This is a genomic window from Actinomadura pelletieri DSM 43383, assembly GCF_003634705.1.
In the GTDB taxonomy this organism is placed as follows: Bacteria; Actinomycetota; Actinomycetes; order Streptosporangiales; family Streptosporangiaceae; genus Spirillospora; species Spirillospora pelletieri.
This window is the reverse complement of record NZ_RBWU01000002.1, coordinates 1,406,826-1,429,494: the sequence shown is the minus strand read 5'-3', so window position 1 is coordinate 1,429,494 and position 22,669 is coordinate 1,406,826. Positions and strand designations below refer to the sequence as shown.

At 70.6% G+C, this 22,669-nt stretch carries 18 protein-coding genes; 9 read left to right on the top strand and 9 right to left on the bottom strand.

The features are described from left to right. The first annotated feature begins 56 nt into the window (after window positions 1-56). On the top strand, window positions 57-1,259 hold the full coding sequence (locus BZB76_RS13055) for a folylpolyglutamate synthase/dihydrofolate synthase family protein (RefSeq protein WP_121434499.1): 1,203 nt from the start codon (window positions 57-59) through the stop codon (window positions 1,257-1,259). Here BZB76_RS13055 and BZB76_RS13050 read toward each other — a convergent pair. Then, entirely contained in the window at window positions 1,231-2,136 is a 906-nt protein-coding gene (locus tag BZB76_RS13050) for a hypothetical protein (protein WP_121434498.1), read from the bottom strand. The two genes, BZB76_RS13055 and BZB76_RS13050, sit on opposite strands and share 29 nt — an antisense overlap. A 28-nt stretch (window positions 2,137-2,164) precedes the next feature. Beyond that, window positions 2,165-4,774 (bottom strand): valine--tRNA ligase, encoded by a 2,610-nt coding sequence (locus tag BZB76_RS13045; protein ID WP_121434497.1) that lies wholly within the window; start codon window positions 4,772-4,774, stop codon window positions 2,165-2,167. A 502-nt stretch (window positions 4,775-5,276) separates the two neighbouring features. Between BZB76_RS13045 and BZB76_RS34760 the strand changes: the two genes are divergently transcribed. The 3 genes from BZB76_RS34760 (at window position 5,277) to BZB76_RS13030 (ending at window position 7,547) form a co-directional block, all read left to right on the top strand. After that, a complete protein-coding gene (locus BZB76_RS34760) occupies window positions 5,277-5,972 on the top strand; it encodes a hypothetical protein (protein WP_170180611.1) in 696 nt (231 codons plus the stop codon). A 121-nt stretch (window positions 5,973-6,093) separates the two neighbouring features. After that, window positions 6,094-6,891, top strand: coding sequence for a sensor histidine kinase (locus BZB76_RS13035; protein WP_121434496.1), 798 nt, complete (start codon window positions 6,094-6,096; stop codon window positions 6,889-6,891). Beyond that, window positions 6,891-7,547 (top strand): response regulator transcription factor, encoded by a 657-nt coding sequence (locus BZB76_RS13030; protein ID WP_121434495.1) that lies wholly within the window; start codon window positions 6,891-6,893, stop codon window positions 7,545-7,547. Before BZB76_RS13035 ends, BZB76_RS13030 begins: the two co-directional genes overlap by 1 nt. Before the next feature lie 1,032 nt (window positions 7,548-8,579). On the opposite strand, the gene clpX is transcribed toward BZB76_RS13030, so the two are convergent. From clpX to tig, 4 genes are all read right to left on the bottom strand, one after another. Further along, entirely contained in the window at window positions 8,580-9,854 is a 1,275-nt protein-coding gene (gene clpX, locus BZB76_RS13025; RefSeq protein ID WP_117401921.1) for an ATP-dependent Clp protease ATP-binding subunit ClpX, read from the bottom strand. Between the two features lie 174 nt (window positions 9,855-10,028). Further along, the gene (locus tag BZB76_RS13020; RefSeq protein WP_121434683.1) at window positions 10,029-10,691 is read right to left on the bottom strand and encodes an ATP-dependent Clp protease proteolytic subunit; all 663 of its coding nucleotides are present in this window, start codon (window positions 10,689-10,691) and stop codon (window positions 10,029-10,031) included. A gap of 62 nt (window positions 10,692-10,753) precedes the next feature. Then, entirely contained in the window at window positions 10,754-11,386 is a 633-nt protein-coding gene (locus BZB76_RS13015; RefSeq protein ID WP_117401997.1) for a ClpP family protease, read from the bottom strand. Window positions 11,387-11,609: 223 nt separating this feature from the next. Beyond that, on the bottom strand, window positions 11,610-13,091 hold the full coding sequence (gene tig, locus BZB76_RS13010) for a trigger factor (protein ID WP_121434494.1): 1,482 nt from the start codon (window positions 13,089-13,091) through the stop codon (window positions 11,610-11,612). A 305-nt stretch (window positions 13,092-13,396) separates the two neighbouring features. Between tig and BZB76_RS13005 the strand changes: the two genes are divergently transcribed. Further along, window positions 13,397-14,530 carry a hypothetical protein gene (locus BZB76_RS13005; protein ID WP_121434493.1) on the top strand — a complete coding sequence of 378 codons (1,134 nt, stop codon included), beginning with the start codon at window positions 13,397-13,399 and terminating at the stop codon, window positions 14,528-14,530. Between the two features lie 3 nt (window positions 14,531-14,533). Here BZB76_RS13005 and BZB76_RS13000 read toward each other — a convergent pair whose 3' ends face one another. Together BZB76_RS13000 and BZB76_RS12995 are read right to left on the bottom strand one after the other, a co-directional pair. Further along, entirely contained in the window at window positions 14,534-17,035 is a 2,502-nt protein-coding gene (locus tag BZB76_RS13000; RefSeq protein WP_121434492.1) for a Tex family protein, read from the bottom strand. 25 nt (window positions 17,036-17,060) lie between these two features. Then, on the bottom strand, window positions 17,061-17,504 hold the full coding sequence (locus tag BZB76_RS12995; RefSeq protein WP_121434491.1) for a DUF6210 family protein: 444 nt from the start codon (window positions 17,502-17,504) through the stop codon (window positions 17,061-17,063). A 132-nt stretch (window positions 17,505-17,636) separates the two neighbouring features. Here BZB76_RS12995 and BZB76_RS12990 point away from each other — a divergent pair, with 132 nt between their 5' ends. Both BZB76_RS12990 and BZB76_RS12985 read left to right on the top strand, forming a co-directional pair. After that, window positions 17,637-18,947 carry a sensor histidine kinase gene (locus BZB76_RS12990; protein ID WP_246006910.1) on the top strand — a complete coding sequence of 437 codons (1,311 nt, stop codon included), beginning with the start codon at window positions 17,637-17,639 and terminating at the stop codon, window positions 18,945-18,947. Then, complete coding sequence (locus tag BZB76_RS12985; RefSeq protein WP_121434490.1) at window positions 18,899-19,543, top strand: LuxR C-terminal-related transcriptional regulator; 645 nt, start codon at window positions 18,899-18,901, stop codon at window positions 19,541-19,543. Before BZB76_RS12990 ends, BZB76_RS12985 begins: the two co-directional genes overlap by 49 nt. Before the next feature lie 88 nt (window positions 19,544-19,631). Here the strand turns inward: BZB76_RS12985 and BZB76_RS12980 are convergent, their stop codons facing one another. After that, complete coding sequence (locus tag BZB76_RS12980; protein WP_121434489.1) at window positions 19,632-20,051, bottom strand: cupin domain-containing protein; 420 nt, start codon at window positions 20,049-20,051, stop codon at window positions 19,632-19,634. A 61-nt stretch (window positions 20,052-20,112) separates the two neighbouring features. Here BZB76_RS12980 and BZB76_RS12975 point away from each other — a divergent pair, with 61 nt between their 5' ends. Beyond that, window positions 20,113-20,613, top strand: coding sequence for a MarR family winged helix-turn-helix transcriptional regulator (locus tag BZB76_RS12975; RefSeq protein ID WP_121434488.1), 501 nt, complete (start codon window positions 20,113-20,115; stop codon window positions 20,611-20,613). 194 nt (window positions 20,614-20,807) lie between these two features. Further along, window positions 20,808-22,634, top strand: coding sequence for a glycosyl hydrolase family 18 protein (locus BZB76_RS12970; protein ID WP_121434487.1), 1,827 nt, complete (start codon window positions 20,808-20,810; stop codon window positions 22,632-22,634). Window positions 22,635-22,669: the final 35 nt, after the last annotated feature.

Here is a 22,669-nt window from a genome sequence, read left to right as displayed (position 1 = left end):
GGTCACAGAGCCTACTCGGCGGTTGGTCGCGTTCCGTCCGGCCCCACACTGGAGATATGGACGTGTTCTACCGGGAGTGGCGGCGGCGGGCTCCCGGAGAGACCCGCGACCTCGGGCGGGCCCGCGCGCTGGCCGCCGCCCTGGGCGTCCTCGGCCCGGCCGTCCCGGTCCTGACCGTCGTGGGCTCCAAGGGGAAGGGGACGACCGCGACCTACGTCTCCGCGTTCCTCTCGGCCGCGGGTCTTCGGGTGTGCACCGTCACCAGCCCAGGTCTCCGCAGCGACCGCGACCGGATCCGGGTGGACGGGCATGCCGTGTCCGAGGCGGAACTGGCCGTGCTGGGCGACGTCCTGGAGACGGGCGTCGCCGCGCTGCCACCGCCCACGGGCGGCTACCTGTCGCCGTCCGGGCTGTTCACCGTCGCGGGCGTCGTCCACGCGCGCCGGGTCGGCGCGGACGCGATCGTGCTGGAGGCGGGCATGGGCGGGCGGTCGGACGAGGTGTCGCTGTTCCCCCCGGCCGTCACCGCGATCACGCCGATCTTCCGGGAGCATCGCGGCGTGCTCGGCGACACCCCGGCGGAGATCGCGGCGGAGAAGCTCGGTGTCGCGGGTCCGGGGACGGTCGTCGTGTCGGCGCCGCAGTCGGCGGAGGTCGCCCGGGTGCTCGGGGACGCGGAACGGGTCGGGCCCGGCGGCAGCGGCCTCCCGGACGACCTGCTCCCCGCCGGGCTGTCGCGTGTCGGCGCCGAACTCGGCGTCGTCGCCGCTCGCCGCCTGCCCGGCGCCGCCGAGCCCCCGGCCGGGCCGCTGCGGGACGTGCTGGCGTCGGTCGTCCTGCCCGGACGGCTGTCGTGGCATGGGGTGCCCGGCTCGGCGACGAGGCTGCTCATCGACTCCGCCGTCGACCGGACGGGCGTCGCCGCCGCCCTCGCCGAGGCGCGCCGCGCCTGGGGCGGCGTCGACCACGTCCTGGTCTGCCTGCCCGACCACAAGGACGTCGACGGCGCCGTCGCCGAACTGCGCGGGCTGCCGGTGACGTTCGTGCGGCTCCCGTACCGGCGGCTGCGCTTCGAGCGACCCCTGCCGCCCGGCTGGGACGTCGTCGGCCCGGACGCCGTCACGAGGACGTCCCTCGCCGCCCTCGGTCGCCGTGTGGTCGTCCTCGGCACCGTCTACTTCACCGGGCTGGTCCTCGACGTCGTGGACGCCGACACCGAACGCCTCTACGTCACCGCGGCCGCTCGACGTCCTGCCTGATCCGGCGCATGATCTCGGCCATCAACGGAAAGTGCGGGTTCAGCGTGGGCCGGTTGGACGCGACGACGCCGTAGGAGTCCTCGGTCGCCCACGCGCAGTACGTGTGGGTCTCGGCGAGGACGGCGAACGTGCCGCAGACGGCGGTGCCGCCGCCCACGCCGGGCTCGGCGCCCTGCCCGGCGATGAACGTCGTCGGCCGCGCCCTGCGCAGGAACGCGGCGGGATCGCCGACCGAGCCCGTCCCGCCCACGAACAGGACGTTGAGCGGACGACCCGGCCCCTCGGTGTAGACGGCCTGGCCGCGTTCGGCGACGGGAATCCCGGTCGCCCGGACCGCGGCCACGACGAACGGGTACGCCGCGCTCGCCGGAGGGGAGGTCAGGACGTCCCTGCGCAGTCCACCGGCGACCGGACCCGCGTCGATCACCTTCCGGGACGCGGGGGCGCCGCCGGTCGTGCCCACCTTCTTGCCACCGCCGTCACCGCCGCTCTCCATGCGGAACGCGAGCACCCCGGCCATCAGGACCGCGGAGGCGACCATGGCGGCACCGGCGACCAGCACGAGCCGCAGCGGCCGCCTCCGGGCCGGCGAGGGCGGGCCCTGCGGCGCGGAACCGGGCAGCGCAGGACCGGGCAGCGCGGGGCCGGACGGGGGCGGGACGGGCATCAACGGCAGCGGACCCGTACCGCCCTGGGCGACCGGGACCACCGGATAACCGCCGGACATGTTCCCGATCATGAGCTGTGGACCCGTCGCGTCCGGGACCATGCCGTGCGGTCCCGTGTCGCCGCCGTGGTCGGCCGTCCACCACGGACGCGCGTCGCCCCAGGGCGACGCGGAGTCCGGCGTGTCGGACCGGGAAGGTGAATCGGCCATTGCACTCCCGATGGTCGACGACCGCGGGTCAGCCCGTGGGCAGCGCGGTCAGCTGCGACTCCAGCCGTCTGATGTCGGCCTCCGCATGCGCGAGCCGATCCCGGTTCTTCGCGACGACCGCCTCCGGCGCCTTGGCCATGAACGCCTCGTTGCCGAGCTTGCGGCCGACCTGCTCGACCTCCTTGCGGGCGGCGGCGAGGTCCTTCTCCAGCCGCCTGCGCTCGGCGGCGACATCGATGGCGCCGGCGGTGTCGAGCCGGACGGTGACGCCCTCCACCGGCAGGGACGCGGTCGCCGAGAAGGCGTCGCCCGGCTCGGTGAGGCGCAGCAGCGCGCGGACGCCCTGCTCGTGGGCCGCCAGCGGCGAGTCGCCCCACTCCAGCACCGCCGCGACCTTCTGGCCCGGCTTGAGGCCCTGGTCGGCGCGGAACCGCCGGACCTCCGTGACGAGCCGCTGCAACGACTCCACGACGACCTCGGCGTCCCGGTCGGCGCGCTCCGGTTCGGACGTCGGCCACGGCGCGGTCACGATCGTCTCGCCGCCGGTCAGGGACGTCCACAGCTCCTCGGTCACGAACGGGATCACCGGGTGCAGCAGCCGCAGCAGCTTGTCGAGCACCTCGCCGAGGATGCGCCGCGTCGCCTCGGCCCGCTCGTCGGCGAGCTGGACCTTGGCCAGTTCGACGTACCAGTCGCAGACCTCGTCCCACGCGAAGTGGTAGAGCGTCTCGCACGCCTTGGCGAAGTCGTAGGACTCCAGGTACTCGTCCACCTCGGCGATGACCGCGTGCAGCCGCGACAGGACCCACGCGTCCACCGTGGAGATCTCGGTGGGCATCGCGCCACGGACGTGCGCGCCGTTGATCAGCGCGAACCGGGTCGCGTTCCACAGCTTGTTGCAGAAGTTGCGGGACCCCTGCGCCCACTGCTCGGCCACCGGAACGTCCCCGCCCGGGTTCGCGCCGCGCAGCAGCGTGAACCGGGTCGCGTCGGCGCCGTACGCGTCGATCCAGTCGAGCGGGTCGATAACGTTCCCGAACGACTTGGACATCTTCTTGCCGAACTGGTCACGGACCATGCCGTGCAGCGCGATCGTGTCGAACGGCTGGACGCCGTCCATCGCGTACAGGCCGAACATCATCATCCGGGCGACCCAGAAGAACAGGATGTCGTACCCGGTGACCAGGACCGACGTCGGATAGAACCGCTTCAGCTCGGCGGTCTCGGCGGGCCAGCCCAGCGTCGAGAACGGCCACAGCGCGGACGAGAACCAGGTGTCGAGGACGTCGGTGTCCTGCGTCCACCCGGCGGGCGGCTCCTCGCCGGGCTCCGGACACATGACCTCCCCGTCCGGGCCGTACCAGACGGGGATGCGGTGGCCCCACCACAGCTGCCGGCTGATGCACCAGTCGTGCATGTTGTCGACCCACTCGAAGTAGCGGGCCGCCATCTCCGGCGGATGGATCGTGACACGACCGTCCCGGACCGCGTCGCCCGCCTCCCGTGCCAGCGACTCCACCTTCACGAACCACTGCAACGACACGCGCGGCTCCACGACGGTGGCGCAGCGCTGGCAGTGCCCGACCGAATGCTCGTAGGGGCGGATCTCCTTGACGATCCGGCCCTGTTCCCGCAGCGCGGCCACGACCGCCGGACGCGCCTCGAACCGGTCCAAGCCCTCGAACGGCCCGGACGCGGTCACGACGCCCCGCTCGTCCATGACCGTCAACGACGGCAGCCCGTGCCGCCGCCCGATCTCGAAGTCGTTCGGGTCGTGCGCCGGGGTCACCTTCACCGCGCCGGTGCCGAACTCGGGGTCGACGTGCTCGTCGGCGACGACCGGGATCCGGCGGCCGGTCAGCGGAAGCTCGATCTCCCGCCCGACCAGGTGCTTGTACCGGGCGTCGTCCGGGTGGACGGCGACGGCCGTGTCACCGAGCATCGTCTCCGCCCGCGTGGTCGCGACCACGAGCTCGTCGTCGCCGGACCCGTACCGGATCGAGACCAGCTCCCCGTCGACGTCCTCGTGCTCGACCTCGATGTCGGACAGGGCCGTCAGGCAGCGCGGGCACCAGTTGATGATGCGCTCCGCGCGGTAGATCAGCCCGTCGTCGAACAACCGCTTGAAGATCGTCCGGACGGCGGTGGCGCGGTCGTCGTCCATCGTGAACGCCTCACGCGTCCAGTCGACGCTGTCGCCGAGGCGGCGCATCTGGCCGAGGATCCGCCCGCCCGACTCGGCCTTCCACTGCCACACCCGCTCCACGAACGCCTCCCGGCCGAGGTCGTGCCGCGACACGCCCTCCTTGGCCAGTTCGCGTTCCACCACGTTCTGGGTCGCGATGCCCGCGTGGTCCATGCCCGGAATCCACACGGTCGCATGCCCCTGCATGCGCCGCCGCCGGACGAGGGTGTCCTGGATGGAGTGGTCGAGCGCGTGCCCCATGTGCAGCGAACCGGTGACGTTCGGCGGCGGGATCACGATCGAGAACGGCGGACCGTCCTCCCCCGCGTCGAACAGCCCCGCCGATACCCACCGCTCGTAGAGGCGGCCCTCAACGTCCGCCGGTCGATACTGGGTGGGCAGGTCGACGTCCGCGGCGGCCCCATGGCCGCGCTCAGTACTGGGCTGTGTCACGGCTGACGATTCTACGGGGACCGGACGAGTCTCATGTGCAGCTCCGCAGGGCCCGCGCGTACGCGACAATTCCGACCGGCGAGCACCCCGCCGAGCCTCTCGCCGTCCCACCAGAGGAAGGAAGACGAAGTTGAGCGCTTGGAACCCCCCTCCCCCACCCGACGGCCCCGTCCCCCCGCCCGAGCCGATGCGACCGGCTGAGCCCGCACCTCCGAACGGACCGGCAGGACCAGGCGGACCGGTGGAGCCAGGCGGGCCGGCGGCTCCGGGCGGACCGGCAGGACCAGGCGGACCCGTAGGACCGGGCGGACCGATGGGGCCAGGCGGGCCGGTGGGACCAGGCGGGTTCGCAGGACCAGGCGGGCCGGTAGGACCAGGCGGACCCGCAGGACCAGGCGGGCCGGCGGCTCCAGGTGGACCGGGCGGACCGGTAGGACCGGGCGGACCGATGGGGCCAGGCGGGGCTGTGGGGGCGGGTGGGCCCTTTGCCCCGGGTGGGCCGATGCGGCCCGGCGGCGGGCCGATGCCTCCGGGCGTGCCCCCGCACCCCGGCGGGCCGTACCCGGGCGCGCCGTACGGGCCGCCGCGCCGTGGTGGGTCCGGCGGGCGCAAACTCCTCGGGTGCCTGTTCGTCGGTGTCGTCATGGTCCTCCTGGTCGGCGTGGGCGGATACGTCGTCTACCTGCAACGGACGTCGCACACCCTGTCCACGCCGCTGTCCGCGGGCGGGCTGACCCGCGACACCGATGCCGAGGCGAACGCCAAGGAAACGATCAGCAGGCTGAACACCGTCCTGAGCGAGGCCACCGACTACGACGTCCAGCAGCGCGTCAGCGCGATCTACGGGACGGGCGAGGAGAAGTACCTGTTCGTCGGCGGCACCGGCGAGCACGACCTGAAGTATCCGGTGCAGGACTTCAACGGCGCCGTCTCGACCGCGTTCAGCGGCATCGAGAAAACCATCTACTCCCCCAGCACCGTGAAGATCTCCGACGCGGGGGGCGACGGCGTCGCCCTGTCCACGGTCCTCCAGATCCAGATCATCGGCCCGACGGGGCGGACCACCTACTCCACCGGCCAGCTCGCGGCCTGGTCCACGAGGACCACCATGGGGATCGTCATGCGGGCGGGCAGACCGTCCGAGAGCATCGACCTGGCGACCGTCATGCGCAACATCCGCAAGGACGTGGAGGACTGAGAATTCCACGCGCGATGGTTTCCCGCCGCGATCGGGACACAGGTCACCTGACACCGGGTCGCCTCGCCGGAAAGGGTGGCGGGGAACACCCGCGGCGGCGGGTGCGAACGAGAGGGACGGGATGCGAGCGGCACTGGCACGCGCTGCCGTGCTGGCCGGCGCGTTCACCGCGGGGGCCGTGGCGGCACGTGCCGCGACCATCCCTCACCTCCGTCGTCTCACCGCCGATCTGCAGCGGTCGCGGGAGCGGATCCTCGCCAGCCGTGAGGAGGAACGCCGGCGGCTGCGGCGTGATCTGCACGACGGGCTCGGGCCGACGCTCGCCAGCCTCGCGATGTCGCTGGACGCCGCGCGTCTCACGCTCGCCCGCGAACCGGAGCGCGCCGACCCGCTGCTCGCCGACGTTCGGGAACGGCTCGCGACCGCGGTCGGGGAGATCCGCGACCTCGCCCACGGCCTGCGCCCGCCCGCGCTGGACGATCTCGGCCTCGTCGCCGCCATCCAGTCGGTCGCCGAGGGCTGCTGCGAACGGGTCGACGTCCGGTTCGACGGCGAGCATCTGGAGTTGCCCGCGGCGGTGGAGGTCGCGGCGTACCGCATCGCCCAGGAGGCGTTGACGAACGTCCGGCTGCACGCCCCGGCGAGCACGGCGATGGTCCGGCTCGCGCGGGACGTCGAGCTGCACCTGATGGTGGCCGACACCGGCCCCGGCCTGCCCGACTCGGCCCGCAACGGCGGACATTCGAGGCCGCGACGTGGCATGGCCGCGATGAAGGAATGGGCGGCGGAGGTCGGCGGGAACTGCGAGATCATGTCCAGGAACGGCGGCGGCACCGTGGTCACGGCCCATCTCCCGCTCGCCGCCGCGGCCCCGGTCGCCGGGTACCATCGTCCTTCCATGGGGAAGAGGCGGGGGTAATGACCGACACCATCCGGGTCCTCATCACCGATGATCATCCGGTGTTCCGGCAGGGGTTGAAGGGGCTGCTGCAGGCGCTCGGCGTGGACGTCGTCGGCGAGGCCGAGAACGGGCCGGACGCGGTGCGGCTCGCGGCTGAGCTGCAACCCGACGTCGTCGTGATGGACCTGCACATGCCCGGCGGCAACGGCATCGAGGCCACCCGCACCATCACCCGGACCAGCCCGCGCATCGGCGTCCTCGTCCTCACGATGTTCCGCGACGACGACTCGGTCTTCGCCGCGATGCGCGCGGGCGCCCGCGGCTACCTGCTGAAGGAGTCGGGCGCCGAGGAGATCGCCCGCGCGGTGCGGGCCGTGGCCGCGGGCGAGGCCATCTACGGCCCCGAGATCGCCCGCCGGGTCCTCACCTACTTCAGCGACATGCCCGACCCGAAACGGGCCGCGTTCCCCGAGCTGACCGACCGGGAACGGGAGGTCCTCGGGCTCATCGCGCAGGGCCGCAGCAACCCCGAGATCGCCGCGACGCTGTTCCTCAGCCAGAAGACCGTCCGCAACCACGTGTCGAACATCTTCATGAAGCTGCACGTCGCGGACCGCGCCCAGGCGATCGTCGTCGCCCGCGAGGCGGGCCTCGGCGAGTCCACCCGCCACTGACCCGCCCGACAAGACCGAACGCCCCCGACCGAGGGTCGAGGGCGTGCCAGGTGAGGTGCTCCACTCCCCGCCCACGCCGACTTCTCCCGCGGCTCACGTCTGGGACGATCCCGAAGAACCAGAGTCGCGTTGACCTATTCCAGGACGGCCTCTTACCCGCTTCAGCAGGAGCCGACAAGACCGAACGCCCCCGACCGAAGGTCGAGGGCGTGCCAGGGTGAGGTGCTCCACTCCCCGCTCACGCCGACTTCTCCCGCAGCTCACGTCGGGGACGATCCCGAAGAACCAGAGTCGGATTGACGTGTTCGAGGGCAGCCTCGGATCCGTCCCCAGTTGAGGCCGACCAAGGTCGAGGGCGTGCCGGGTGAAGTGCTCCACTCCCCGAACAGGCCGACTTCTCCCGAGGCTCACGTCTGGGATGGTCCCGAGGGACGAGAGTCGGGTTGACCTATTCGAGGGCGGCCTCTGATCCGCTTCAGCAGGAGCCGACAAGGCCGAACGCCCCCGACCGAAGGTCGAGGGCGTGCCAGGGTGAGGTGCTCTACTCCCCGCTCACGCAGACTTCTCCCGCGGCTCACGTCTGGGACGATCCCGAAGAATAAGAGTCGCGTTGACCTATTCCAGGACGGCCTCTTACCCGCTTCAGCAGGAGCCGACAAGACCGAACGCCCCCGACCGAAGGTCGAGGGCGTGCCAGGGTGAGGTGCTCCACTCCCCGCTCACGCCGACTTCTCCCGCAGCTCACGTCGGGGACGGTCCCGGGAACGAGAGTCGGATTGACGTGTTCGAGGACAGCCTCGGATCCGTCCCCAGTTGAGGCCGACCAAGGTCGAGGGCGTGCCCGGGTGAAGTGCTCCACTCCCCGAACAGGCCGGCTTCTCCCGAGGCTCGCGTCTGGGATGGTCCCGAGGGACGAGAGTCGGGTTGACCTATTCGAGGGCGGCCTCTGATCCGCTTCAGCAGGAGCCGACAAGGCCGAACGCCCCCGACCGAGGGTCGGGGGCGTGTCGGGTTAGGTGTTCTGCTCCCCGCTCAGGCGGACTTCTCGCGCGGCTCGCGCTTGGGACGGTCGCGGGGAACGAGGGTCGGGTTGACGTGTTCGAGGACGGCCTCGCGGGTGATCACGACGCGGGCGACGTCCTGGCGGCTCGGCACCTCGTACATGACCGACAGGAGGACCTCCTCCATGATGGCGCGCAGCCCGCGGGCCCCGGTGCCGCGCAGGATCGCCTGGTCGGCGATGGCCTCCAGCGCGTCGTCGGTGAACTCCAGGTCGACGCCGTCGAGTTCGAAGAGGCGGTGGTACTGGCGCACCAGCGCGTTCTTCGGCTCGGTGAGGATGTTGATGAGGGCCTCGCGGTCGAGGTTGTGCACCGAGGTGATGACCGGAAGCCGTCCGATGAACTCGGGGATCATGCCGAACTTCAACAGGTCCTCGGGCATGACGTCGCCGAGAACGGCCGACGACTCGTCGAAGTCGGACTTGGAGCGGATCTGCGCGCCGAAGCCCATGCCCTGCTTGCCGACCCGCGACTCGACGATCTTCTCCAGACCGGCGAAGGCGCCACCGCAGATGAACAGCACGTTGGTGGTGTCGATCTGGATGAACTCCTGGTGGGGATGCTTGCGGCCGCCCTGCGGCGGGACGCTCGCGGTGGTGCCCTCCAGGATCTTCAGCAGGGCCTGCTGGACGCCCTCCCCGGAGACGTCCCTGGTGATCGACGGGTTCTCGCTCTTGCGGGCGACCTTGTCGACCTCGTCGATGTAGATGATCCCGGTCTCGGCCTTCTTGACGTCGTAGTCGGCCGCCTGGATCAGTTTGAGAAGGATGTTCTCGACGTCCTCACCGACATATCCGGCCTCCGTCAGCGCCGTGGCGTCCGCGATGGCGAACGGGACGTTGAGGAGTTTGGCGAGCGTCTGCGCGAGCAGCGTCTTCCCGGATCCGGTGGGGCCGAGCAACAGGATGTTCGACTTGCCGATCTCGACGGGGTCGTCGCGGCCGGTGTCACCGGACTGGATCCGCTTGTAGTGGTTGTAGACGGCGACGGACAGCGCCTTCTTCGCCGTCTCCTGCCCGATCACGTAGGAGTCGAGGAACTCGTAGATCTCCCGCGGCTTGGGCAGATTGTCCCACTTGAGGTCGGAGGTCTCGGAGAGCTCCTCCTCGATGATCTCGTTACAGAGATCGATGCACTCGTCGCAGATGTACACGCCCGGACCCGCGATGAGCTTCTTGACCTGCTTCTGGCTCTTCCCGCAGAACGAGCACTTGAGCAGATCACCACCGTCGCCGATGCGTGCCACCCAACTGTCTCCTTTTCGTGGGGCCGGCCGCCTTGGAGGCTGCGGCGCAGCTCGGTTGCGTCCCGAAGGCTCTCGACGTTGGATTCGACGTTACCGCCTCCAACGGACTTGGGAAGCCCCTCGCCCGGAAGTGTGACGCCCGGGCTCGGGGATCTCCCGCGTCCTCGTGTCGTCTCAGGACGACACTACCTCGGCCTTGCGCTTCCTGCTGGCGAAGACGTCGTCGATGAGACCGTAGTCCTTCGCCTCGTCCGCCGTGAGGATCTTGTCGCGTTCGATGTCCCTGCGGACCTCGTCGATGCTCTTGCCGCTGTGCTCGGCCAGGATGGTCTCCAGCAGCTCCCGGATCCGCATGATCTCGCGCGCCTGGATCTCGATGTCGCTGGACTGGCCGTAGGTGCCCTCGGTCGCCGGCTGGTGGATCAGCATCCGGGCGTTGGGCAGCGCGGCCCGCTTGCCCGGCGTTCCGGCGGCGAGCAGCACGGCCGCGGCGGACGCCGCCTGGCCGATGCACACCGTCTGGATGTCGGGCTTGACGAACTGCATCGTGTCGTAGATCGCCGTCATGGCGGTGAACGAGCCGCCGGGCGAGTTGATGTAGATACTGATGTCGCGGTCCGGGTCGATGGACTCCAGCGTGATCAACTGGGCCATCACGTCGTTGGCGGACGCGTCGTCGATCTGCACGCCGAGGAAGATGATCCGCTCCTCGAACAGCTTGTTGTACGGGTTCATCTCCTTGACCCCGTACGTGGTGCGCTCGACGAACGACGGAATGATGTAGCGGTTCTCGACCGGCGCGGGGGACCCGCCCGCCTGGACGCCGGACCGGACCAGATCGTGGAAACCGGGTCGGTTGAGGTCGCTCACTGTGTGCCTCCGGATATCTGGTCAGGTCGTCAGGAGACGGTGCCCTCGGAGGGCACCTGGTCGGCGCTGAGGACCACGTGGTCCACGAACCCGTAGTCCTTGGCCTCGTCGGCGGTGAACCAGCGGTCGCGGTCCGAGTCGCGCTCGATCTGGTCGAGCGCCTGCCCGGTGTGCTCGGCGATCTTCTCGGCGAGCGTCCGCTTGACGTACAGCATCTGCTCCGCCTGGATCTTGATGTCGGAGGCGGTGCCGCCGATGCCGCCGGACGGCTGGTGCATCATGATCCGCGCGTGCGGCAGGGCGTAGCGCTTGCCGCGCGTCCCCGCGCACAGCAGGAACTGGCCCATCGACGCCGCGAGGCCCATGCCGACCGTGACGATGTCGTTCGGGACGTACTGCATGATGTCGTAGATCGCCATACCGGCGGTCACCGAGCCGCCGGGCGAGTTGATGTAGATCGTGATGTCGCGGCGGCCGTCCTCGGCCGACAGCAGCAGGAGTTCGGCGCAGATGCGGTTGGCGATGTCGTCGTCGACCTGCTGGCCGAGGAAGACGATCCGCTCGCGCAGCAGCCGCTGGAACAGCTGGTCGCCCAGAGGCAACAGGGGCGCCTCGGCGACCCGCGCCTGGATCCGCGACGACTCGTCGAAAGTCGGAGGCATGCTCACCGGGTGTTCCTCCGGTCCTTTTAATCGGTTCGGATGATTGGACATTAACGCGCTGACGGGCCCGCTTAAGCCCGGGGGGCCGCCTTTTCGCCAGGGGCGTACCCGAGCGCCACCCGGCGTGTCATGGAATAACGCGATCCTTCCGAACGCGACACGCCCCGCACCCGGTGGGACGGATGCGGGGCGCGTACGACGCGTACGGAACGGCCGGCCGGGCTCAGGAGTCCTTCTGGTCGCCCTCGGCGGCCTTGCTCTCGGCGTCCTCGGTCTCGGCGGCCGGGGACTCCTCGGCGGCGGCCTCGGCCGTCTCCTCGGTCGCCTCGGGCGCCTCGGCCTGGTCGGTCTCGTCGGCGGTCTCGGCCTCGACGGTCTCGCCGCTCAGCTCGCGCTGGACGGCCTCGACGTCGATGACGTTGCCCGACTCGTCCTTGACCGTGACATGCTCGACCACGAGGTTCAGCGCCTTGCTGCGCAGCACCTCCGAGACGATCGCCGGGAGCTGGTTGTTCTCGGTGAGGTACTGGGCGAGCTGCTGCGGCTGCACGCCCATCTGCATCGCCTGCGAGACGACGTACTCGCTGAGCTCCTCGTTCTCGACGTTCAGCTCTTCCTGGACGGCGAGCTGGTCGAGGACGAAGCCGCCCTTGACCGCGAGCCGGGCCGCGTCGGCCACGTCGGAGTCGAACTCCTCCTCGGACTTCTCCTCGTCCTTGAGGTAGTCGGCCTTGGTCATGCCCGCCATCTGGAGCTGCTGCTCGAGCTGCTGGTTGCGGCGGCTGATCTCCTCGTCCACGACCTTGTCGGGGAGCGGGATGTCGACCTTCTCCAGCAGGGCCTCAAGGGCCTTGTCGCGCGCCTGGTTCAGCTGCTGCGCCCGCACCTGGCGGCCGAGCCGCGTCCGGACGTCCTCGCGGAGCTCGTCGATGGTGTCGAACTCGCTGGCGAGCTGGGCGAACTCGTCGTCCAGGTCGGGCAGGTTCTTGACCTTGACGCTCTGCACGGTGACGGTGATCTCGGCCTCCTCGCCGGCGTGCTCGCCGCCGACCAGGGTGCCGGTGAACGTGGCGTCCTCACCGGCGGCGAGGCCGACGAGCGCGTCGTCCAGGCCCTCGATGGCCGTCTTGCTGCCGACCTCGTAGGAGTAGCCGGACGTGGACGCGTCCTCGACCTCCTCGCCGTCGATGCGGGCGACGAGGTCGACGGTGGCGAAGTCGCCCTCCTCGACGGCCCGCTCGGCGGTGGTCAGGGACGCGAACCGCTCGCGCAGGTTGCCGATGGTCTCCTCGACCTGCTCGTCGGTGACCTCGGCGTCGTCCACCACGACCTCGAGGCCGTCGTAGTCGGGCACCTCGAACTTCGGCCGGATGTCGACCTCGGCGGTGAACGCGAACTGGGTGCCGTCCTCCAGCTCGGTCACCTCGACGTCGGGCTGCCCGAGAACGAAGATCTCGGACTCCTCGACGGCGCGGCCGTACAGCTCGGGAAGCGCGTCGTTGACGGCCTCCTGCAGGACCGCACCCCGCCCGACGTACTTGTCGATCAGCGGTGCGGGGACCTTGCCGGGCCGGAAGCCCTTGATCCGCACCTGCTGCGAGATCTCCTTGTACGCCTTGTCGAGGTTCGGCTTGAGCTCGTCGAACGGAACCTCGACGGTGAGCTTGACCCGCGTGGGGGTCAGCTCCTCGACATCGGTCTTCACTGGGGTCGGTCTCCTTGATCGGGCGCTGTCTCGCCGCGGCGTTCGACGCGTGCTTCCTTCGTGCTCTGCGAGCCTCGGCCTGGACGCGACCGGCCCCGTTCGGCCCGCCCGCATCGGTTACCCGGCCGGCAAGTCTCTCAGCGGCGCGGGCACACCGAAACACGGCTCCGCGCCTTCGCGCGGCCAAGTCTATGGGGTAGCGGCGCCGGCTGCGGACATCGGAGGCCCCGAGATGGACGAATCCGCGTCATCAATCCCATACGGTCAGTGACATAGAGCACCCAGAAGGCCCATACTCGTCCGCGATGAACGAGATAGCCGCGGCCTTCGGTGCGACCGGTCTCTACTACCTCGGGTTCGCCTTCTTCAAGGCGGCGGCGGACCGGATGCCCCCGCTGCGGGGCGACCGTGTCCCGCACATGATCCGGACGATGATGAGCGACCCGGTCTTCCTGGCCGGGCTCGCGTTCGTGCTCGGCGGGCTCGCCTTACAGATCAGGGCGCTGGGCGAGCTGCCGCTGTCCACCGCTGTGCCGATCTGCATGTCCGGCATCGTCCCGCTGTTGCTGATCGCGCTGGCGCTGTTCGGGGAGCGGCTCACCCCGCGCGAATGGTCGAGCCTGCTGCTGATCGGCGGGGCGATCCTGCTGCTCATCGCGTCGCTGCGCGGGGACGAGACGGTCACGTCGGCGGGGGCGCCCGCCTGGAAGATCGTGTTCGTGGCCGTGCCCGGGGTCGCGGTGCCGTTGCTGATCCTGGCCTTCGGGGACCACCGGCCGGACGGGCGGCACGCCCGCCCGGTCACCGGCATCGCCTACGGCCTCGGCGCGGGCTTCCCGATCGGGACCGCCGAGCTGGCGATCAAAGGGTGGGGCCACGACCCGGACGCCGCCACGGTATGGATCGCCGCGACGCCCTGGCCGTACCTGACGGTGGTCTCGGCGGCGATCGGGTTCGGGATCCTGGTGACGGCGTTCCAGCGGTGCCGGGTGGCGATCGTGGCGACGGTGATGACGGTCGCCGCGAAGTCGTACCTGTTGACGATGGGCACGTTCCTGTACGAGGAGGCGTGGCCGCGGGACCCTGCGCATTCGGCGATGCGGCTCGGCGCCCTCGTGCTCGGCGTGGTCGCCGTCCTGCTGTTCCCGCAGCACAGGCCCGTCGCCGACGAGCCGCTGGATCCGGCGCGGCACGACGAGCGGCCTGACCGCGACCCCTTCGGCGACCCCCGCCCGAGCCCGGGCGTGCCGGAACCCGATCGTGTGAACCGGCGGACGTCGCTGGCGGCGGTGCCACCGCAGCGCCCCCCGCTCGCGCGGGAGGTCCTCGACCAGGAGCCCGGCGACCGGCCCGGACGGACGTCGCCGCGCCGCCCCGTCCGGCCGCGGCCCCCGACCGAGACGGGGACCGACGGCCGGTGGATCGGCTTCGGCGACTGACCGTCAGCGTCCCTTGCGGTCCGTGCCGGGCAGGCCCTTGTCGAGTCCGGCGCGGCGGAGGGCGTCGGCCATGGCTCCGCCGCCCCGAGCACCGCCCTGAGCACCGCCCTGACCGCGACCCTGCCCACGATTCTGGCCGCGGTTCTGGCCGCCTTGGCCTTGGCCTTGGCCGCGGTTCTGGCCGCGTCCCTGTCCGCGTCCCTGGCCGCGCCCCTGGCCCTGTCCCGGGCCGTCCTTGCCGTCGCGCTGGTTCTGGGCGCCGCGCTTCGGGCGTCCGCCACGGTCGCGCTGCTCGTCCTCCAGCCGCAGCGTCAGCGAGATGCGCTTGCGCTGCAGGTCCACGTCCAGGACCTTGACGCGGACGATGTCGCCGGGCTTGGCCACGTCCCGCGGGTCCTCGACGAACTTGTCGGACATGGCGGAGATGTGGACGAGCCCGTCCTGGTGGACGCCGACGTCCACGAACGCGCCGAACGCGGCGACATTGGTGACGACGCCCTCCAGGATCATGCCGGGCCGCAGGTCGGCGAGCGTGTCGACGCCCTCCTTGAACGTCGCGGTACGGAACGCCGGACGCGGGTCACGGCCGGGCTTCTCCAGCTCGGCGAGGATGTCGGTGACGGTCGGCAACCCGAAGGAGCCGTCGACGAAGTCGGCGGGCTTCAGGGAGCGCAGCACGGCGGTGTTGCCGATGAGGCCCTTGATGTCGCCGCCCGCCGTGTCGAGGATGCGGCGGACGACCGGGTACGCCTCCGGGTGCACGCTGGACGCGTCGAGCGGGTCGTCCCCGCCGGGGATGCGCAGGAACCCGGCGCACTGTTCGAACGCCTTCGGGCCGAGCCGCGGGACGTCCTTCAGCCCGCCGCGGCTGCGGAACGGGCCGTTGGCGTCGCGGTGGGCGACGATGTTGTCGGCGAGCCCCTCGCCGATGCCGGACACGCGGGTGAGCAGCGGCGCGGACGCGGTGTTGACGTCGACGCCGACGGCGTTCACGCAGTCCTCCACGACGGCGTCGAGGGAGCGGGACAGCTTCACCTCGGACACGTCGTGCTGGTACTGGCCGACCCCGATCGACTTCGGGTCGATCTTGACGAGTTCGGCGAGCGGGTCCTGGAGGCGGCGGGCGATGGAGACGGCGCCGCGCAACGACACGTCCAGCTCGGGCAGCTCGCGTCCCGCGTACTCCGACGCCGAGTACACCGACGCGCCCGCCTCCGACACCATGATCTTGGTGAGCTTGAGGTCGGGATGCCGGGCGATCAGGTCGGCGGCGAGCTTGTCGGTCTCCCGGGACGCGGTGCCGTTCCCGATGGAGACGAGGTCGACGTTGTGCTCGCGGGCGAGCCGCGCCAGGGTTTCGATCGACTCGTCCCACTTCCGGCGCGGTTCGTGGGGGTAGATCGTGTCGGTGGCGACGACCTTGCCGGTGCCGTCCACGACGGCGACCTTCACGCCGGTGCGCAGGCCCGGGTCCAGGCCCATGGTGGCGCGGGTCCCGGCGGGCGCGGCGAGCAGCAGGTCGCGCAGGTTGGCGGCGAACACGCGGACCGCCTCGTCCTCGGCCTCCTGGCGCAACCGGGTGCGCAGGTCGATGCCGAGGTGCACGAGGATCCGGGTGCGCCACGCCCAGCGGACGGTGTCGGCCAGCCACGCGTCGGCCGGACGCCCCTGGTCGACGATCCCGAACCGGTTCGCGATCTCCACCTCGAAGGAGCTGCGCGCGCCCGGCTCGGCGGGCTCGTCCTCCGGCACCAGTTCGAGGTCGAGGACCTCCTCCTTCTCGCCGCGGAACAGCGCGAGGACGCGGTGCGACGGCAGTTTCGCGAACGGTTCGGCGAACTCGAAGTAGTCGGAGAACTTCGCGCCCGCCTCCTGCCTGCCGTCCCGGACGCGCGAGACCATCCGGCCCCGGGTCCACATGCGTTCGCGCAGCGCGCCGATGAGGTCGGCGTCCTCACCGAAACGTTCGACGAGGATGGCGCGGGCCCCCTCCAGGGCCGCGGCGGCGTCGGCGACGCCCTTGTCCGCGTCGACGTAGCCGGCGGCGGCGGTGCCCGGGGCGTGGGACGGGTCGCCGATCAGCAGGTCGGCGAGCGGCTCCAGCCCGGCCTCCCGGGCGATCTGCGCCTTGGTGCGCCGCTTCGGCTTGTACGGCAGATAGATGTCCTCCAGCCGCGCCTTGGACTCGGCGGCCATGATCTGCGCCCTGAGCTCGTCGGTGAGCTTGCCCTGCGACTCGATCGACTCCAGGATCGCGGCGCGGCGCTCGTCCAGCTCGCGCAGGTAGCGCAGCCGTTCCTCCAGCGCGCGCAGCTGCGCGTCGTCGAGCGTTCCGGTGGCCTCCTTGCGGTAGCGGGCGATGAACGGGACGGTCGCCCCGCCGTCGAGGAGTTCCACCGCGACCCGCACCTGCCCCTCGCCGACGCCGATCTCCTCGGCGATGCGCTGGGTGATGGGCGGCGGTCCGTCATGGCCTGCGGACGTCTGGCTGGTGGTCGCTGTCACGGCTCGTTTCGCTTCCAGTCTGATTTCAGTCTGAGTTGTCCCATACGAGGACGCCCGGTCCGTCCGGGGTGTGGACGGGGATCCAGGCCTCGTCCAGCTCGTCGACACGGCTCTCGTCGATCCGCAGCGGAACGCGGTCGGTGGTCCCTTCGCGCGTCCTGCCGGACGTCCAATAGTGGATCACGCCGACCGCCGACCGGACGCGGTCGAGCCGATCGGCGGTGAGTTCGGCGCCCGTGCGACCGGACCCCCGCGTCGCCCCCTCAAAGATCTCACGGAGTTCGGCCCGCCCGTCCCGGCCGCTCACGTGGTCGACGCCGTCGATGGGAACGAGATAGCCCTCCACCTCGCCGACCAGGTTCGCGGTACCGCCGTACTGCTGCTGGTAGACGATCCCGGTACTCGCACCGACGACGACGTACAGCCAGTCGCGTTGCCCGCCGTCCGGGTCCAGGAACACGAATCGCACGAAGGGCAGGGTAGGTCTAACTCCACCTCCGGCGCCGGTGAGAGGGGGTTTAACACCACCGTGCGCAGGACGCCGGTCGACCACAATGGACGGAGTCGGGACCAACCGGACAGAGCAGCCGTGGAGGAACAGGTGAGCGACCGCGAACTGGCCATAGGGCCGCGATTCGGAGCGTACGGGCGGCGCGCCTTCACCACATTCGTCCGCGCGATCGTCCAGATCGTGATGGCCTACGTGGGGAACCTCTCGCTGTTCATTCTCACGGTGCTGTCGCTCGCGTTCATTCCACTCGGGATCGGCGTCGTGCTCGTCCCCGTCATGTTCCAGGCGATCCGCACCGTCGCCAACCTGCAACGCGCGTGGGCGGCCGAGTGGTCGGGGGTGGAGATCCCGGTCCCGTACCGGCCGGAGCCCGCGGGCGGGCTCGGGTTGTTCGGGCGGCTGAGATGGACGCTCTCCGACCCGGCGTCGTGGCGTGACCTGCTCTGGACGTTGCTGAACGTGCCGGTCGCGCTCGTCCTCGGGGTCCTGGCGACCGGGGTGACGATCTACGGTCTGGAGGGCGTGCTCGTCGCGCCGTGGCTGGCGCAGATCACCGATTACGGGTGGGGGCCGTTCTGGATGCTGGACGAGTACGGCGCGTTCGGCGTCATCGGCTCCATCGTCCTCGGGGCCGCGTTGACGGCGGTGTCCGTCCCGCTGGGGCCGGCGTTGCTGCGGGTCCACGCGCTGTTCTGCCAGTCGCTGCTGGCGCCGACGCGGGCGGCGCTGACCGAGCGCGTCCAGCGGTTGGCGGAGACGCGTTCGGAGACGGTGGACGCGTCCGCCGCCGAACTGCGCCGCATCGAGCGGGACCTGCACGACGGCGCTCAGGCCCGGCTCGTCGCGCTGAGCATGAACATCGGGCTCGCCGAGGAGATGATGCGGGACGACCCCGAGACGGCGCGGCAGCTGCTCGCCGAGGCCCGCGCGGCCAGCGGGTCGGCGCTCACGGAGCTGCGGGACCTGGTCCGCGGCATCCATCCGCCGGTGCTGGCCGAGCGGGGGCTGGACGGCGCCGTGCGGGCGCTTGCGCTGACCCTGCCGCTGCCCGTCGACGTCCGGATCGACCTGCCGGGACGTCCCGACGCGCCGGTCGAGTCGGCGGCGTACTTCGCGGTCGCGGAGATGCTCGCCAACGTCGTCAAGCACTCCGGCTCCCGGAACGCCTGGCTCCAGATCGAGCACGCGGACGGCCGGTTGCTCATGATCGTCGGGGACGACGGGACGGGCGGCGCCGACCTCGCGAACGGGTCCGGTATGCGGGGGATCGAGCGCAGGCTGGCCGCCTTCGATGGGACCATGGCCGTGACGAGCCCGCCCGGCGGGCCGACCGTCGTGACCATGGAGCTGCCGTGCGCGTTGTCATCGCCGAAGATCTCGCCCTCCTCAGAGACGGGCTGATCCGCCTGCTCGAGGCGTTCGGTTTCGAGGTCGTCGAGGCGGTGGACAACGGCCCGTCCCTGCTGCGGGCGCTGACCACGCACCGTCCGGACGTCGCGGTGGTGGACGTGCGGCTTCCGCCGACGTTCACCGACGAGGGACTGAAGGCGGCGCTGGAGGCCCGGAAGGAGATTCCGGGCCTGCCGGTGCTGGTGCTGTCGCAGCACGTGGAGCAGCTCTACGCACGCGAACTGCTGTCGGACAGCACAGGCGGAATCGGCTATTTGCTGAAGGACCGCGTCTCGGACGTGAAGGTCTTCGTCGAGGCGGTGCGCCGGGTCGCGGACGGCGGCACCGCGCTCGACCCGGACGTGGTGGCCCAGTTGCTGACCCGGCACGCCCGCGAGGAGCCGCTGCAACAGCTGACCCCCCGCGAGCGCGAGGTGCTCGGGCTGATGGCCGAGGGCCGGTCGAACGCGGCGATCGCCGGGAAGCTGTTCGTCACCGAGAAGGCGATCAGCAAGCACACCAACAACATCTTCGCCAAGCTCGGGCTGCCGCAGTCCGAGGACGACAACCGCCGCGTTCTGGCGGTTCTCGCCTATCTGGGCGCCTGAGCGTCCGGACCCCCGATGCCGGGCGCGCAGGGTGCCGACCACGCGGGCCGGCGCTCACGCGGGGATGGCGGTCACGCGGGGATGGCGGTCATTCCGCCCAGGGCGGCACTTGGCGCGCATCGCCCTGGGGTTCGTGTTCGCACTTGGTCTCGTCGACGCGGGCGCGCGGGTCGTAGGCCAGACAGCCGGCGTGGGCGGCGACGATGGCGGTGAACCCGGCGTCCGGCCCCGAGGTCACCTGGCGCGGAACGTCGGGCGGCAGGACGACGGTGTCGCCGGGGCCCGCCTCCAGCTTGCGGCCGTCCAGGTCGACGGTGGCGGTGCCCTCAAGGATCGTCCAGACCTGTTCGGTGTCGAAGGCGTGCAGCGGGCCGGTCCGGCCGGGCCCCATGTCGACACGCCAGACGGCGATGCCCGTCGTGCCGCCCTGGGTGGGCGTCGCGAACGTGGTCATGGTCGCGTTGCGCGTGTCGGTACGGCGGTTCTCGGTGGTGCGGATGAGCGTCATGGGCCCCGATCCCCTAGATTGGTCAATGCGGTTGTCCATATAGTCAACGAGGTTGTCTTTCATGTCAAGCGACTCCGGCGCGTCCACGGACGAGCCCGACGACGCACCCGGCTTCGAGCTGCCGCTGCGGCTCCTGCTCGCCTTCCGCATGATCGTCGACGAGGTGCACGCCGAGCTGGCCGTCCAGGGACATCCCGAGCTGCGCCCGATGCACGGGTTCGTCTTCCAGGCCATCGGCCCGAACGGCACGACGGCCGTCGAACTCGGCCGCAGGCTCGGCGTGTCCAAGCAGGCGGCGGGCAAGATGGTCGAGTCGCTGGAGCGCGCCGGCTACGTCGAGCGCGTCGCCGACCCGTCCGACGCCCGGCGCAAGGTCGTCCGGCTGACCGCGCGGGGCGTGGACTCGCTGACCCGCTCGGCGCGGATCTTCGAGCGGGTGCGGGACGACTGGGTCCGGCGGCTCGGCGCCGACCGCGTCCGGGCCCTGGAGCGCGACCTCCGGCAGGTCACGCCCGACGACCCGTGGCGGCTCGACGCTCCCGGGTGGTTCGGATCGACCTGAAATTTATTTCGCCCCTGCCGTCCCGTATGTGTGCAGGCAGCCGAATAGACCACCGGCGCCGGTACGCTCGGACCCCCTCGCCGGCTCTTGAAGGCATCGTTCCACCCGGTTACGATCCACCCAATTCTTAGGAAAGTTTCCTAAGAATTGAGCGGGGATTCCTGTTTGCTCGGGGGCCGAACGAACGGAGAATCATGTCACGACAGGGCGGACGGCGAGTCATCACACTCGCCGGCGCAGCAACCCTGGCGGCCGCCACCGCCCTTCTGGCGGCGCCGCCGGCGTCGTCGGCCGGGACGGTCACGGCCGAATGTACGAAAACCCAGGACTGGGGCAGCGGCTTCGGAGGCACGTGCACCATCACCAACGGCACGGACGCACCCCTGAGCGGGTGGAAGCTCGAAGCGGAGCTGCCGTCCGGGACGTCGATCAGCTCGGTGTGGAACGCCAGCCAGACCGTTTCCGGGAACGTGTACACGTTCACCAACCCGACCTGGAACGGCAACCTCGCCGCCGGTAACAAGACCAGCTTCGGGTTCAACGGAACCGGTTCCGGCTTCTTCACCACCTGCAAGATCAACGGCGCGTCCTGCGACGGCGGCAGCGGCCCCGGCGACGACGCCGAAGCTCCCACCGCTCCCAGCGGTCTGCGCGCCACGGGCACGACTCCCACGACCGTCTCCCTGGCCTGGAACGCGTCAACCGACAACGTCGCCGTCACCGGCTACGACGTCTACCGCGGCACCACCAAGGCCGCGTCCGTGACGGGCACCAGCGCCACCATTACCGGACTTGCCGCCAAGACCGCCTACACGTTCACGGTCAAGGCGCACGACGCCGCCGGGAACAGCTCCCCCGCGTCCCAGACGCTTTCCGTGACCACCCCCGACGGCGACGGATCCGGCGCCGGCGACATGGTCATCGGTTACTTCACCAACTGGGGCGTCTACGGACGGAACTACCACGTCAAGAACATCGAGACGAGCGGTTCCGCCAGCAAGCTGACGCACATCAACTACGCGTTCGGCAACGTCCAGGGCGGCCGGTGCACCATCGGCGACGGGTACGCCGACTACGAGAAGGCCTACGGCGCCGACCAGAGCGTCGACGGTGTCGCCGACACCTGGGACCAGCCGCTGCGCGGTAACTTCAACCAGCTGCGCAAGCTGAAGAAGAAGCACCCGAATCTGAAGGTGCTGTGGTCGTTCGGCGGCTGGACCTGGTCCGGCGGCTTCGGCCAGGCCGCGCAGAACCCCGCCGCGTTCGCCGACTCCTGCTACAAGCTGGTCGAGGACTCGCGCTGGGCGGACGTGTTCGACGGCATCGACATCGACTGGGAATACCCGAACGCCTGCGGTCTCACCTGCGACGAGAGCGGGCCGGACGCGTTCAAGAAGCTGCTGTCCGCACTGCGGGCCAAGTTCGGTAACGACAACCTCGTGACGGCGGCGATCACCGCCGACGCCAGCGAGGGCGGCAAGATCGACAAGACCGACTACAAGGGCGCGTCGCAGTACGTCGACTACTACCTGCCGATGACGTACGACTACTTCGGGGCCTGGGACGCCAAGGGCCCGACGGCGCCGCACTCGCCGCTCACGTCCTACCCGAACATCCCGCACGAGGGCTTCAACACGGCGGACACCATCGCCAAGCTGAAGAAGCTCGGCGTCCCCGGCGACAAGCTGGTGATGGGCCTCGGCTTCTACGGCCGCGGCTGGACGGGTGTCACCCAGAAGGAGCCCGGCGGCACCGCCACCGGCCCGGCGCCCGGCAAGTACGAGCAGGGCATCGAGGACTACAAGGACCTCAAGGGCAGGTGCCCGTCGAACGGCACCATCGCCGGTACCGCCTACGCGCACTGCGGAAACCAGTGGTGGAGCTACGACACGCCGGCCACCATCGGCGGAAAGGTGAAGTGGGCCGCTTCCGAGGGTCTCGGCGGCACCTTCTTCTGGGAGCTCAGCGGCGACACCGCCAACGGTGAGCTCATCTCCGCCATCAAGAACGGTCTCGGCTGAGCTGTTCGCAGAGGGGACCCTCCCAGCCCCTTCAG

Coding starts and splice junctions, on each gene's coding strand:
- BZB76_RS13055 (WP_121434499.1), top strand. CDS start 57: ATGGACGTGTTCTACCGGGAGTGGCGGCGGCGGGCTCCCGGAGAGACC.
- BZB76_RS13050 (WP_121434498.1), bottom strand. CDS start 2,136: ATGGCCGATTCACCTTCCCGGTCCGACACGCCGGACTCCGCGTCGCCC.
- BZB76_RS34760 (WP_170180611.1), top strand. CDS start 5,277: ATGCGGCCCGGCGGCGGGCCGATGCCTCCGGGCGTGCCCCCGCACCCC.
- BZB76_RS13035 (WP_121434496.1), top strand. CDS start 6,094: ATGCGAGCGGCACTGGCACGCGCTGCCGTGCTGGCCGGCGCGTTCACC.
- BZB76_RS13030 (WP_121434495.1), top strand. CDS start 6,891: ATGACCGACACCATCCGGGTCCTCATCACCGATGATCATCCGGTGTTC.
- BZB76_RS13015 (WP_117401997.1), bottom strand. CDS start 11,386: ATGCCTCCGACTTTCGACGAGTCGTCGCGGATCCAGGCGCGGGTCGCC.
- BZB76_RS13005 (WP_121434493.1), top strand. CDS start 13,397: ATGAACGAGATAGCCGCGGCCTTCGGTGCGACCGGTCTCTACTACCTC.
- BZB76_RS12980 (WP_121434489.1), bottom strand. CDS start 20,051: ATGACGCTCATCCGCACCACCGAGAACCGCCGTACCGACACGCGCAAC.
- BZB76_RS12975 (WP_121434488.1), top strand. CDS start 20,113: ATGTCAAGCGACTCCGGCGCGTCCACGGACGAGCCCGACGACGCACCC.
- BZB76_RS12970 (WP_121434487.1), top strand. CDS start 20,808: ATGTCACGACAGGGCGGACGGCGAGTCATCACACTCGCCGGCGCAGCA.